This window comes from uncultured Dialister sp. (genome assembly GCF_937959425.1).
In the GTDB taxonomy this organism is placed as follows: Bacteria; Bacillota; Negativicutes; order Veillonellales; family Dialisteraceae; genus Dialister.
Genome location: NZ_CALGPS010000018.1, coordinates 1 through 12797, shown reverse-complemented (window position 1 = coordinate 12797; position 12797 = coordinate 1). Strand labels below are relative to the sequence as shown.

Below are 12797 nucleotides of genomic sequence, written 5' to 3'. Positions count from 1 at the left end.
GCCTTCCCCCGCTCCCATGCCCCGCCCTGTGGCAGAGCCCGTTCCTGCAGCCATTCCAACGCAGCCTTCACCAGCCGCGGATATGCCTCCTGCGGAAAACAGAAGGCCTGTTCTCCGCCCATCGCCTGCCCCGAATCCTGTTCCCGCTCCAGCCCCCATGCCCAGGCCTTCTCCCCGTCCTGCCGCACCGGCTGCCCAAGCGCCCGGAGCGGACGGCGAACTTATGGATCCCAAAACCTATCCGGCCCTGTGGCAGAAGGTGCTTTCCTATTTCATGTCCATCCGGCGTATCGATGTCTTCACCTGCCTCAGGAAGAGCACCCTCATTTACTGCACTAAAAACAGGGCCATCGTTTCTGCGCCCCAGCAGTTCCTGGTGGCTGCGGGCAATAATAAGTCCTACCAGAAAGTGGCTGCGGAAGCTTTCGCCAAAGTGACCGGTTTCCCCATCCAGCTTCACACGGTGCTGAAGGGCGGCGAGGAAGAAGCCTCTGCCTTTGCCCTTCTGAAGTCCGCCATGGAAAGAGGGCCCGCAGCGCCTGCTCCAAAAACCGATGACTACCGTCTTGTTTCCAGAGACAGCATTCCTGAAACTGACAGGAACGATCCATCTTTAAACGAAGCCTTGAAAATCATGAGCGACTGTGATATATATGAAAAGACTGAATCATGAAATAAAAGAATTGATTCACCATGTATCCATTCCAATAGAAAACCTTAAGGAGGAACCATTATGTTTGGAAATAAAGCCCAGATGCAGAATATGCTGAAAAAAGCAAGAAAGATGCAGGAAGAACTGCAGAAGAAACAGGAAGAACTGAAGAAGCAGACCGTAGACGTATCTGTAGGCGGCGGCGCCGTATCCCTCACCATGAACGGCGAAAAACAGATTACCGCCCTGAAGATTGCAAAAGATGCCATTGATCCGGAAGATCCGGAAATGCTGGAAGACCTCATCACCACCGCTGTCAATGAAGCAGGTAAAAAGGCTGATGAAATGGTACAGAAGAGCATGAGCCAGGTCACCGGAGGCCTGGGCCTTCCCGGCGGCATGTTCTAATGAATAAAGAACTGGAAGAAGTGGCCCTGCAGTTTCGCAAACTGCCGGGCATCGGCGTGAAAAGCGCCAGGCGGCTGGCCTATTTCATGCTGGAACGTCCCCAGGATGAGGTGAATGTGTTCCTGGATACCATCCGCAATGCCAGAAGCAAAGTATGCTACTGCTCCACCTGCTGCAATCTTTCCACTTCCGACCCCTGCGAAATCTGCAGCGACGAACGGAGAGACCATTCCGTCATCTGCGTGGTGGAACAGCCCCAGGATGTGACCGCCATGGAACAGAGCCAGGAATATCACGGTCTGTACCATGTGCTGCACGGCGTCCTCTCCCCCCTTGACGGCGTGGGCCCGGACCAGCTGAAAATCAAAGAGCTTCTGAAACGGCTGGAAAGCAGCGAAGTCAAAGAAGTGATTATTGCCACAGATCCCGACACCGAAGGCGAAGCCACTGCCTACTACCTGTCCCGGCTCATCAAGCCCGCAGGCATTAAAGTGACCCGCATCGGCCGGGGCATCCCCGCCGGCGGTGCCGTAGGCTATACAGACGGCATTACCCTGGCGGGAGCTGTGGAAAATAGAAAGGAAATCTGATTTTTATGATTGAATCCTTAGGCGCTTTAGGCGGCTATGGCATTACCAGTGTTATCGTCATCGTCATCGCCTTTTTCCTCTTCGCCCGATTCGTGAAGAAAATCATCGGAAATATCATTATGGGCGGCCTTCTCTTCTGGCTGCTGAATACAGTAGGTATCACCCATATGACCCTCACCACCATGCACGGCATCGTGGTAGCCCTCTTCGGAGTACCCGGTACCATCGTGCTGGCCCTTCTGAATCTGGTGGGATAAGGGTAAATCAAAAGGGACTGTGAAAAAATGAGAATCATTTCTTCGCAGTCCTTTTTTCTGTGCGCTGCTGCCCCACTGTCATTTCGACGGTCGGAAGCTAAGTGGAGAAATCTCACGCCGAGGTGGGACAAGCCCATGAATGGCACCGATACCCCCCCGCCCCACTGTCATTTCGACCGCAGTGGAGAAATCTCACGCCGGAATGGTGGAGGCAGCCTTGTGGCAGGAAATCTCGGGGCTCAGAGCCTCAATAGATTTCATATACCTTTACCTTCATACCGACACGCAGCCCCGCTCGAGATGACCGCAGGCAGCATGCCATCACTTTGATGAATTTCAAAGTATGTAAGCGCAGAAAAAGGAACTGTAAAGAAATACCATTGATTTCTTCACAGTTCCTTTTTATATTTCTTCTATCCTGTTGTTTCCGGAGTATCAGTTTTCCGTCTTTGCCACCAGTTCATCCCACTTTTCATAGAGTTTATCCAGCTTCTTTTTCGTTTCTTCATACTCCCTGGCCAGTTCTTCATAATTGTCGGGGTTCATGCTCATCTGGACGGTGTACATTTTCATGGTGGCTTCCAGCCTTCCGATTTCCATTTCCACATGGTTCAGCTTGGACACATCTGCCGGAGATGCTTCCGTTTTCGTCTGGTGCTGTCTTTCCTGCTGCTGCACCTTCGCCTTATCTTCTTCCGGTTCTTCGGAAGTTTCGCCGCTCCTGTCCTTTTCGAAGGCTTCCAGATCCTTCTTCTTTTCCTTGTAGTAGCTGTAGTTGCCCAGGTACTCTGTGAGTCTGCCATGATCCAGCTCCAGAATCCGGTCTGCCACCTTGTCCAGGAAGTAGCGGTCATGGGACACGATGAGGCAGGTGCCGCCAAAGGCCTGGATGGCATCTTCCATGATTTCCCTGGTGGGGATGTCAAGGTGGTTGGTCGGTTCATCGAGGATGAGGAAATTCGGTTTTTCCAGGAAAAGGCAGAGCAGGGACAGGCGAGCCTTTTCGCCGCCGGAAAGCATGCCCACGTTTTTGAATACGTCATCTCCTCGGAAAAGGAACATGCCCAGGATATTCCGGGCTTCCTTTTCACCGAAATTGAAAGTATCCCGCACCTCGTCCAGCACGGTAAGCTTGGGATGGAGCCGTTCCTGTTCCTGGGAATAGTATCCCATTTTCACATTGTTCCCCATCTGGATAAAGCCTGCATCCGGCTTCTTTTCGCCAGTAATAAGCTTCAGTATGGTGGTCTTTCCTGCGCCGTTGGGGCCGATGAGACCCACGGTCTCTCCTTTTTTGATATGGATGGTGAGGTCTTTGAAAAGCACGTGGTGATCATAGGAGCCTTCCACCCGCAGTACATCCAGTACTTTGTCGGCACATTCCTGGGGCGGGTCGAAATGGAAACGAAGGGATGCCTGATGCACCGGCTTTTCCAGCCGCACCAGACGGTTCAGCTGGGACTGGCGGCCTCTGGCCTGCTTGGCCTTGATGCCGGCCTTGTAGCGGCGGATGTATTCTTCCGTTTCCTTAATATGCTCCTGCTGCTTATCATAGGCTTTCTCATAGGCCCTATCCTGGTTTTCCTTGGTTTCCATATATCTGGTATATCCGCCGCGGAAGGTACGGATATGGTGATTTTCCAAATCAATGATACCGGTAGCCGCCCCATCCAGGAAATAGCGGTCATGGGAAATCATAAGGATTCCGCCTTTATAGGAGCGCAGATATTCTTCCAGCCACTCCAGCATATTCATGTCCAGATGGTTGGTCGGTTCATCCAGAAGGAGGAAATCGGGATGGCGCACGAAGGCTGCGGCCAGGTTGATTCTTACCTTCTGCCCGCCGGAAAAGGAGTGGATATCCCTGTCCCAGTCTTCATCGGAGAAACCCAGGCCGGTCAGGATTTTCCGGGTGGTGGACTCATAATCGTAGCCGCCCAGGAATTCGAAGCGGGCTTCCGCCTTGCCGTAAGCTTCCACCAGCTTTTCATCGCTTTTCTGCTTTTCCAGCTCCCTGGCCAGATGTTCCATTTTATCTTTATAATAAAGCACATCCTTCCAGGCCTCTTCCATTTCTTCCCGGATGGTATGGCTGGTATAGTTGAAGTCCTGCCGGAGGTACCCGATAATGGCGCCGTCACTGGCTTTCACCGAGCCCTTATCGGCCTCCTCAGTCCCCATAATGCACTTTAAAAGGGTAGTCTTGCCGGCGCCGTTGGCGCCTACCAGGCCTACTCTCTCTCCGCTCCTTACTTCAAAGGAGACGTTTTCAAAAACTGTTTTGATGCCAAAGGATTTTGATAATCCGCTGATTTTTAAAACTGCCATTTCGTTCTCACTTATACTTACAAAAAAGGTGCAAAGGGTTGTGGAAAAGGTTCTTAAGATTGACGGAGCTTACGCCCCGAAGGTTCTTAGGTTTGACAGCGGCCTTTGGCCGCTGAGGGTTGTGGTATCGCCGCTTCGCGGCGGAGGATAACGGGGTTTTCGCAGAGCAGGGGCCTGATGACACATTCGTAAAATGCCGCCTGCGGCGGCGCCTTAGCTGCGCAAAGGCCTATCCTCAGCCCTGCCCCCCCAGCTCCATTCCGGTCGGGCAAACAAAAGGAAGGAGCCTAACGTTACGTTCTTACCCTTTGTGTCACCAGTGCTGCATGACGTAGTGCCGGAGGGACAGCGTCGCCCGAGAATTCTGACATCTGACGTCTGACGTCTGACGTCTTTCGTCTTTCTGCTTTTGGGAATACCACTCAGCCCCGGCACCATACGGTCAACCGCCATCTACCTTCTATCTTCCAACATCTTACTTCACAATATCCGCTTTAATGACGATAACGATTTCCGATTCATCGGTGGTGGTGCTGTGGCTCTGGAAGAGCCGGCCCAGGAGGGGGATATCTCCCAGAATGGGCACTTTTCTCATGGTCTTGGCCTGCTCCTTGTCAATGAGGCCTCCGATGGTGATCATATCGCCGGACTTCAGCCTCACCATGGTATTGGCGGAGCGGGTAATGATACGGTAAGCTTTCATTTCCGGCACCAGGTAGGGCGTAGAGACTTCGGCATGCACATCGGCGGTGATTTCATTATTTCGGCTTATAATGGGCGTATAGGTGAGCTTGATGCCTGCGTCCTTATACTCCGTAGCCGTAGTTTTCACACCGTTTTCCATGTGCTCCACAATCACCGGGATTTTGCTGCCGATGAGGATTTCCGCTTTCCTGCCGTTCATGGTGGCCACACTGGGGCGGGCCAGTACTTTCGCCTTTCCTTTGGTCACCAGGGCATTCAGTTTGGCCTGGAAGAAGAAGGTATAGGGGTGGCCTGCCAGGGAGCGGCCGTAGGAAATACCGGCGTACCCTTCAGGTATGGTAACGTCCCAGCCGTTTCTTTCTATGTTTCTTATCCGGGGATTTCCATCGCTGTCATAGAGCACATTGCCGCTGTCGTCAGTCACGTAGCGCTGTTCGCTCCAGCTGTCCCGGTCGTAGGATGCACTGCTGGTGAGACTTTTGAAATCCCAGTCAATGCCCAGGTCTTTGGCGTAGGTTTTATTCACCGCCACCACTTCTGCCTCTACCTTCACCTGCTTTTCCGGCACGTCCAGCTCTCTGACGATACTTTCCGCCGCCATGAGCTCCTGGGGCGTGCCGCTCACAATGACCGTATTGGAAGAGGGGCTGAAGGTGACTTTTTCCTTTTCTGTCACCTTTTTAAGGGCACTGGCCGCTTCTGCCGCATTGGCGTAGTTCAAGCGGAAAGCGCGGGTAGAAACAGCCGCATTCTTCTCCAGTTTTCCATTGAAAACGATAAGGGTGGAGCCTTCCATGCGGGAAGAAAGGCCGCAGGAAGCCAGGATAGAGGTCAGCGCTTCCTCCGGCGTCACATGGTCCAGACTGGCAGTCACCGTTTCAGAGAAATCTCCGGAAAATACCAGGTTCTTTCCTGTCATTTCCGCCAGGGAACGGATAACCTCCCTGGCTGGCGCGCCGTTCACATGAAGGCTGAAATTTCTTTCCGCCTCGGGCCTGTGGATTTCCACAGCCGGCGTGTCTTCCTTTTCCGCCGGCTGCATGCCCCGGTTCAGCTCCTGCACCACCATTTCATGAACTGAACCATCAAGGTTCTCTTTTTGTGCCTCTGCAGTTAAAGGAAGGCACACTAAAAGGGCAAAGCCTAAGAAAAGCCCCGCCCCTTTTGTCAGCGAAGGCGAAGCGTGAGGGTGCTTTCTCCGGAAACCAGGGTCACGCTTTTGTCCTGAATGTCCTGTACGTCCCATAGGCCTGCCCGCTCTCCTTCCTTTACAGACACTGACGCGCCGTCCACTGCCAGTATGGCCCTGCGGTCAGACTGGTAGCTCATAATCCCCTTCAAGACCGGCACACCGGTGCTTCTTCTTTTCTCTGTCTTCCCCTCGCTGGGGAGAGGTACCGTTTCCGGAGCAGGGGATACTTCTTTGGGTATGGTGGGCAGAGGTTCCATTTTGTTCTCGCCGGCCCAGGCCTCTGCATGGAATGGATCCGGCAGAGGCTTTCCCCGACGATGGAGGGCCGCATCATATTTCATAGAGGTTCCTTCCTCCTTTTCAGGAAGCACCTCCACCGGTGCGGCAGGCTTCTTTTCCGGCAGCACCTTTCCTGCCGTCCCTATGCCCCATATGCCCCAAAAGGTCAAAGCCAGCACCGCCAAACCGCCTAAAGGAAGAATCCATCTGCGCTTCATCGCCATAGGGATTCCTCCTTTCCAAAAGAGACAGAATGACCTTATCTTATAAAGAAGAGCCCACCCGCAGCCGACGACTGGCGGCTAGCAATCAGCTGCCAGTTACCAGCTACTAGCTACCAGCAACTCGCAACTAGCTACCAGCTACCAGCTACCAGCTACCAGCTCACCAGCCCACTAGTACACCAGCTCACTTAGAACCTGAAGTCCTTGGGCATGAACATAAATCTTGTTTCCTTTTCAATATCATCGTAGCGGATCCAGGCGTAGAAGGAATGCATGTCCCTGTAGTAGGTCCAGTAGCGGTGGTTCAGTCTGCCGTTTACCGTATCAATGGACCAGGCAAGACTGAATGCGTCCATCCTTGTAGCCTGCAGCCGGAAGCCCACATCCAGCGGCTTTTCACTGCTGTAGCTGTCGTAGGCATAGGGGGTGTAGCCCTTGATATCCCGGTCAGTATAGTAAATCCAGGAAGAAAGGGATCCGTAGCCGCCGGAAAGTCCCATGGAGTAATAGCCGTTCCTTCGGATATTATCGGAATAGCTGTAGTAATCCTTGGCATAGCCCGCTTTCCAGCTGAAGTTCATGAACTTGCCCAGTTTCCATGGATTTCCGGAAACATAGAGGTCATAGCCCTTGTAGGCGCCCTTCACATCCCGGCCGCCCCGGTCTTCGTCCCAGTAGCCCCATTCGCCATGGGCCCCTACGTAGAAACGGGATTTGCCCAGGTAAAAATGGTTCGTGTCAAATTCCAGGGACGGTCTCTTTTTCACCCAGATACCGCCGTCATCGTTAGTGGAGCTTTCCTCTTCTGCATAATGGAGCTTTGCCGTGCCCACGGGTGTACGGTAGCGGACACCCATATCCGGCTTGTATCCGGACTTGGTGTACCAGCGGTTCTTCACATATACCGTGCCATTGGCATTATCGCCAAAGGGGACTGCGATTTCATTATGAAGTCCCATGCCGTTATCGCTGTCAAACACAGGACGGGGGATGAGGGACCACAGGCTCACTTCATTATCATCATGGGCCAAAGATCCGGAATAGGAAGAAAGGGTGATGAGGGTGGTATTTTTCGCCATGAGCTTCACGTTGTGCGCCACGTAATGGTCATTGGGATAAATATCGATGGAATCGGCTTCGATGCGGTAGTCCGGCACCTTGGCCACAGCGTGTTTCGTGGTGAAATAGCCTTTCTGTACCACCAGCTTATTGGCATTCCGGTCATAGATACCGCTTTCGCCTTTGAAATAGTAAGTTCCCTGTTCCCAGCCGTCCAGTTTCTCAAACCGGCCTATGGATTTGGCGGCGTCATAGTCCGCCCTGTCCGCCTTCAGATTGGTAGTAGGATTCACCCATTTCACTTCGCCCGGTATGACGTATTTCTGGGCGATGGAGTTGCCGTACACATACTCTGTCTGGTAGGTATCCATCATGTGTTTGATGACTACCCTGCCCATGGCATCCACGTCGCCGGTGGTGTCGTTGTAGCGCATACGGTCAGCAGTGACATACATGGGGTTCTCAGGGGAAATCCCGGTATCCTGGGTTTCCTCCTTCCCCTTTTTCCCTTTCTCCTTCTTTTTCTCGGGAGCAGGCTTTTCCTGCACCTGCTCATAGGAGGCAGCCGGCCGGGCTACTCCTTTGGCGTCAAACACCAGTGGTGTCCCGGCGTCAGCACCGGCAGCAGGGATGTCCGCCGGTCCGTCCGGTTCCTCCGCCCCTGCCGGCATGGTCATAAGGGCTGCCAGCACCAGGGGAGTCAGTATTTTCAGATAGTTTTTTATCATTTAGTCATTTCTCACAATCACCACGGAGGGTGCTTCGTCACCGGAGCTGTCCGCCTTGGCTGTATCCTTCTCGTCGGTCTTGTCCCGTACCGATTCCAGCTCTGCCTTGGCTTTTTCGCTCACTGTATCTGCTTTTTCTTCTGCCTTTGTTTCTGCTTTTACTTCCGCCTGAGGCTCGGCTTTTGCTGTCTCCTTGACTTCATTGTCCGATACTGCCGCTGCTGTTTCTGCAGAGGTATCGGCTGCAGCCGACCGTACTACCCGTTTGCGGAGCACCGCATTGGGGGCGCCGCTTTTCAGTTCCAGCCCCTTGGTGGTCACTGCCTGCTGGGTCTCGATGTACAGAGTGCTTCCGGCCGGAAGGCTTACGTCCTTGCCTTTCACGAAGAAGCCGCCTACCAGACCGATAGGTCCCAGTGCCAGAGCACCGATGGTGGAGGCACCAACAGCCGCCGCTTCCATTTTCAGTTTTTCCTTGGCTTCCGGTCCCAGCACTGTGGGAATAACTTCATCATCTACGGAGAATACCTGGTCAAAGGACACGTCCAATGTGCCGCTCCTGCCGAAGCTCTTGGGGCGGCTTACCTTTGTCACCACGCCGCTTCCCTGGGCGCCCTTGGGCAGCACCAGTACATCTCCCACGCTCACATCTTCCTGCACGGTGAAGGTGACCGGATCTCCTACCTGGCTTGTCTTGCTGCTTACGTCATCATTCAGGGAAATCTTGAATACCGTTTCCGCCGGAAGTTCCACCGTCTTCATTTCATAATGCTGGTCACCGTACACCGACTTTTCCAGATTGGCCAGGCGCTGATCCAGAGCGCCCTTCTTTTCTGCGCCGTATACCTTGGTTTCCAGATCCCCCATCCTTGTTTTCAGGGCATCATCCCTGATTTCATCGGTGAGGTAGTATTCCATGGCATTCACTCTGGTAGCAATGGAGGGCTGGGTATCATCATCGTTCTTCACCACATCGGTGTAAAGATTGGTAATCCGGTTGTCCAGGCCGCTGGCGGAAGAATTGCCATTGCCGTAAATCAGGTTGTCCGCATTGTCCACCCGGCTGATGAGGGAGCCGGTCTGGGCGCTTCCGTAAATCACTTCATCCACCCGGTCGATCCGGTCGGACAGGGTAGCCGGCTCTTCCGCATAAACCGGTGCCAGACACAAAAGGGAAATTCCTGCTGCCAGGATTGCTTTCTTTATCATAAAATCACCCTCCATTATACTCTTACATCAATGACTGCCGATACGCCTACTCCCTGCACACGGCTGAAGGAGGAGGGATTCACGCTGTCCATGGGGATAAGTCCCTTGATACGGAACAGTTTGTCATTCCAGCTGACTTCCAGCTGGCCCACAGCCTTCACCTTTTCCACCTGGTCCGCATCGCCAATGACCTGGGCGGCGCCGATGTAGCCGCGATTGCCGATACTTACAATAGGAACGACTTTCGTAGCGTAATTGGTGCCGGCGCCTTCCTTCATCATCACTGAGTTGATGGCGCTGTTGATTGATTCGCCGTATTTAGAAACAAGGAAGCCGATGCCTCCTACTTTAGCCACACCGCCAAGGACACTTCCCAGGTTGAACGCATCTGCATGAATCATGGCACCGGTGCCCATCATGCAGGCAGCCAGTACACATACAGCCAGTCTTTTTAATTTCATCCGTGAATCCTCCTTTATCGAAAATCCATCTTCAGAATCTATGATTGTAATCCAATTTCTTTTCAGCCGGAGAAGCACGGAATCCACGGTGGTGGAATACATCCGTGCTTCCCTCACAGGGGCTGTCAAATTTTGCCTACACTTAAGAATATTATAAATTAAAAAGGGGCTCTGTGCAAACAGAAACCCCTTTTTCTCCGCAAATCTGCGGCTCTTTTCATCACTTACTGCTGCCTTTCTGCAGCTTCCCTTTTCGCTTCATAGGTACCGGGCTGGGCCATGACAGACGGCTTCTTCAGCTGGTTGTAAGCCTGGATCATCATGGCGCATTCCACACGCTTCTTCTGGATTTCACAGGTAATATGGTATGGCTTGTGGATATCGCCGGCAAAGGCCTCGTTGTTGGCATGGCAGCCGCCGGAGCAGAAGAATTTCGCCCAGCAGTCCACACATTCCGGCTTGGTGAATACATGATTGGTGCGGAAATCGTGCATCATCTTCATATTCTTCAGCCCTTCGTACACATTGCCCAGCACATAGCCTTCCCGGCCTACGAACTGGTGGCAGGGATAAATGTCGCCGTTGGGCACCACTGCCAGGTATTCATGGCCGGCGCCGCAGCCCCGGAGACGCTTGGGCAGGCACGGGCCCTTCCACAGGTCCATATTGAAATGGAAGAAGAAGAAAGGTCTTCCTTCTTCCTCCCGCCGGATGAAGAGTTTGGCCAGGCGGTCATATTCTTCCTTCACCCGCGGCAGATCTTCCTCTTTAATGGAATACTCTTCCGTATCCTCACCTACCACCGGTTCCATGGATACAGCCGGGAAGCCATGGTCCAGCATATCTTCCACATCAGTGGTAAAGTCCAGGTTGTATTTCGTAAAGGTGCCGCGCACATAATATTCCTCTCCGTTCCGGTGAGCCACGCAGTACTGGAGATTCTTCACAATCTGGTCATAGGTGCCTTCCCCGTTCACATCAGGACGCATGCGGTCATGCATTTCCTTTCTTCCGTCCAGGGACAGGATGAGGCTGATGTGGTTGTCGGTGAGATACTTCACCTTCTCCTTGTCCAGCAGCATGCCGTTGGTGGTGAGGGACATTTTAATCTTCTTGTGGTGCTTCTTTTCCTGCTTATGCACATAATCGATGGTCTGCTGCACCACATGCCAGTTCATCAGCGGTTCGCCGCCGAAGAAATCCAATTCGCAGTGTTCTCTGGGACCGCTGTGGGCGATGAGGAAATCTACGCCCCTTCTTGCCACATCAAAGGGCATGAGCATACGCCACTGGCCGTAGCCGCCCTGTCCTGCAAAGCAGTACCGGCAGCGGAGATTGCAGTCATGGGCGATGTTGAGGCAGAGAGCCTTAATAATCGGTCTGTCTTCGATGGCCATCTTATAATTGGGATCCATAGGCGCAAAAAGGACTTCCTTATGAATCAGTTCGTCCAGGTCATCCATCACCTCATTCAGTTCCTTCTCATCATAGGAAGAGGACAGATTGGCCAGCACCATATCCCGGTTTTTACCGTTATAGAACTCAAGTACCTTATATGTTACATCATCCACCACATGAACAATACCGCTGTTCACATCCATGACGATATTCATGCCGTTCTGGCGGAAACGGTGGATCATGGGCTTTACATTATAATCCATGAAAAATCTCCTTTTCAATACGGCTTCAGGGACAGCCGTTTTCAATCCATACAATATCCAAAGAGGAAATAGAAAACCCCCGGCTGCAAGGCCGGGGGTTAGGGAAGCCGGTTCGATGCTTCCCCAGGCCGTCAGATCAGGCTCTCTTTGCTTCCTTGGCTTCTTCCTGGGTTGTGCAGATCAGGTTGCCGATGGTGCAGCTTGTCTTGCAGGCAGACTGGCAGGAAGTCTGACATTCACTGCATCCTTCAAACTTAATGGAGTCCTGCAGGGAAGACTGGTTGATTGTAACGATATGTTTGGACATGATGTCACCTCCCCGAAACAATTTTTCCGAATTAATCATATCATAGAAAAGAGGGTAAATACAAGTAAAAATTATGGTGGAATCCCTGGTAGATGGTAGACACCAGACATCAGACACCAGACATCAGACACCAAACATCAGACGTCAGCCACCAGACATCAGACACCAGACACCAGACATCAAACATCAGACATCAGACACCAGACATCAGACATCAGACATCAGACATCAGACATCAGACATCAGACGCCAGACATCAGACACCAGACATCAGACATCAGACGCCAGACATCAAACATCAGACGCCAGACATCAAACATCAAACATCAGACATCAGACGCCAGACACCAGACATCAGCAACTAGCAACTAACAACTAGCAACTAGCTCACCAGCTCACTAGATCACTACAGCAGCTGGTACAGTCCGTACAGCGCTCCCAGAGGGAGGAGAGTCATGGCTGCCAGGGCGGCCATGCAGCCTGTTTTCTTTCCGTGGACAGAGAACCAGTCATCGGCAATGCTGTTCATTTCCTTGTATTCCCGTTCCAGGCCCTGGATAATGCGCCACAGTTCGCGGCAGTCCTCTTCCGTCAAAGCTTCCTCTTCCGTTTCCGCCGCCGGCGTTTCCGCTTCTTTCTCTTTTTCCTCCGCTTCCCGACGGGCCTTTTCTTCCGCCTCTTCCATCTGGCCCTTGATATGGGCCTTCCAGTCGCCGGTCTTTTCCTCCTCTTCCTTC

Annotated in this window: 13 protein-coding genes; 4 read left to right on the top strand and 9 right to left on the bottom strand. The window is 52.7% G+C overall.

The annotated features are described in order from the left end of the window. The first annotated feature begins 223 nt into the window (after positions 1-223). The 4 genes from Q0482_RS00810 to Q0482_RS00795 are packed head-to-tail and all read left to right on the top strand — an operon-like array spanning position 224 to position 1907. Positions 224-673, top strand: a complete 450-nt coding sequence (locus Q0482_RS00810) for a hypothetical protein (protein WP_299142210.1) — start codon at positions 224-226, stop codon at positions 671-673. A 60-nt stretch (positions 674-733) separates the two neighbouring features. Further along, positions 734-1060 carry a YbaB/EbfC family nucleoid-associated protein gene (locus Q0482_RS00805; protein ID WP_291055987.1) on the top strand — a complete coding sequence of 109 codons (327 nt, stop codon included), beginning with the start codon at positions 734-736 and terminating at the stop codon, positions 1058-1060. Further along, on the top strand, positions 1060-1650 hold the full coding sequence (recR, locus tag Q0482_RS00800; protein ID WP_299142208.1) for a recombination mediator RecR: 591 nt from the start codon (positions 1060-1062) through the stop codon (positions 1648-1650). The genes Q0482_RS00805 and recR overlap by 1 nt, the downstream gene beginning before the upstream one ends. A gap of 5 nt (positions 1651-1655) precedes the next feature. Next, a complete protein-coding gene (locus Q0482_RS00795; protein ID WP_299142206.1) occupies positions 1656-1907 on the top strand; it encodes an ABC transporter permease in 252 nt (83 codons plus the stop codon). 435 nt (positions 1908-2342) lie between these two features. Here the strand turns inward: Q0482_RS00795 and Q0482_RS00790 are convergent, their stop codons facing one another. From Q0482_RS00790 to Q0482_RS00750, 9 genes are all read right to left on the bottom strand, one after another. Further along, the gene (locus Q0482_RS00790) at positions 2343-4235 is read right to left on the bottom strand and encodes an ATP-binding cassette domain-containing protein (protein ID WP_299142204.1); all 1893 of its coding nucleotides are present in this window, start codon (positions 4233-4235) and stop codon (positions 2343-2345) included. 475 nt (positions 4236-4710) lie between these two features. After that, the gene (locus Q0482_RS00785) at positions 4711-6009 is read right to left on the bottom strand and encodes a secretin N-terminal domain-containing protein (protein ID WP_299142202.1); all 1299 of its coding nucleotides are present in this window, start codon (positions 6007-6009) and stop codon (positions 4711-4713) included. A gap of 98 nt (positions 6010-6107) precedes the next feature. Beyond that, complete coding sequence (locus tag Q0482_RS00780; RefSeq protein ID WP_299142200.1) at positions 6108-6635, bottom strand: hypothetical protein; 528 nt, start codon at positions 6633-6635, stop codon at positions 6108-6110. Positions 6636-6823: 188 nt separating this feature from the next. Continuing rightward, entirely contained in the window at positions 6824-8422 is a 1599-nt protein-coding gene (locus tag Q0482_RS00775) for a hypothetical protein (RefSeq protein ID WP_299142199.1), read from the bottom strand. Continuing rightward, positions 8423-9631, bottom strand: coding sequence for a hypothetical protein (locus Q0482_RS00770; RefSeq protein WP_299142197.1), 1209 nt, complete (start codon positions 9629-9631; stop codon positions 8423-8425). Positions 9632-9645: 14 nt separating this feature from the next. Continuing rightward, positions 9646-10092 carry a hypothetical protein gene (locus tag Q0482_RS00765; RefSeq protein ID WP_299142195.1) on the bottom strand — a complete coding sequence of 149 codons (447 nt, stop codon included), beginning with the start codon at positions 10090-10092 and terminating at the stop codon, positions 9646-9648. Between the two features lie 224 nt (positions 10093-10316). Beyond that, the gene (gene scfB, locus Q0482_RS00760) at positions 10317-11753 is read right to left on the bottom strand and encodes a thioether cross-link-forming SCIFF peptide maturase (protein ID WP_299142194.1); all 1437 of its coding nucleotides are present in this window, start codon (positions 11751-11753) and stop codon (positions 10317-10319) included. Between the two features lie 136 nt (positions 11754-11889). Next, the gene (gene scfA, locus Q0482_RS00755) at positions 11890-12060 is read right to left on the bottom strand and encodes a six-cysteine ranthipeptide SCIFF (protein WP_008860055.1); all 171 of its coding nucleotides are present in this window, start codon (positions 12058-12060) and stop codon (positions 11890-11892) included. Between the two features lie 406 nt (positions 12061-12466). After that, positions 12467-12797: hypothetical protein (locus tag Q0482_RS00750; protein ID WP_299142193.1), on the bottom strand; the 331-nt coding region annotated here is incomplete at its 5' end.

Excerpts from the sequence above, each read along its gene's own strand:
- Q0482_RS00810 (WP_299142210.1), top strand. The coding sequence starts at position 224 with ATGGATCCCAAAACCTATCCGGCCCTGTGGCAGAAGGTGCTTTCCTAT.
- Q0482_RS00805 (WP_291055987.1), top strand. The coding sequence starts at position 734 with ATGTTTGGAAATAAAGCCCAGATGCAGAATATGCTGAAAAAAGCAAGA.
- recR (WP_299142208.1), top strand. The coding sequence starts at position 1,060 with ATGAATAAAGAACTGGAAGAAGTGGCCCTGCAGTTTCGCAAACTGCCG.
- Q0482_RS00795 (WP_299142206.1), top strand. The coding sequence starts at position 1,656 with ATGATTGAATCCTTAGGCGCTTTAGGCGGCTATGGCATTACCAGTGTT.
- Q0482_RS00790 (WP_299142204.1), bottom strand. The coding sequence starts at position 4,235 with ATGGCAGTTTTAAAAATCAGCGGATTATCAAAATCCTTTGGCATCAAA.
- Q0482_RS00785 (WP_299142202.1), bottom strand. The coding sequence starts at position 6,009 with ATGGTGGTGCAGGAGCTGAACCGGGGCATGCAGCCGGCGGAAAAGGAA.
- Q0482_RS00780 (WP_299142200.1), bottom strand. The coding sequence starts at position 6,635 with ATGGCGATGAAGCGCAGATGGATTCTTCCTTTAGGCGGTTTGGCGGTG.
- Q0482_RS00775 (WP_299142199.1), bottom strand. The coding sequence starts at position 8,422 with ATGATAAAAAACTATCTGAAAATACTGACTCCCCTGGTGCTGGCAGCC.
- Q0482_RS00770 (WP_299142197.1), bottom strand. The coding sequence starts at position 9,631 with ATGATAAAGAAAGCAATCCTGGCAGCAGGAATTTCCCTTTTGTGTCTG.
- Q0482_RS00765 (WP_299142195.1), bottom strand. The coding sequence starts at position 10,092 with ATGAAATTAAAAAGACTGGCTGTATGTGTACTGGCTGCCTGCATGATG.
- scfB (WP_299142194.1), bottom strand. The coding sequence starts at position 11,753 with ATGGATTATAATGTAAAGCCCATGATCCACCGTTTCCGCCAGAACGGC.
- scfA (WP_008860055.1), bottom strand. The coding sequence starts at position 12,060 with ATGTCCAAACATATCGTTACAATCAACCAGTCTTCCCTGCAGGACTCC.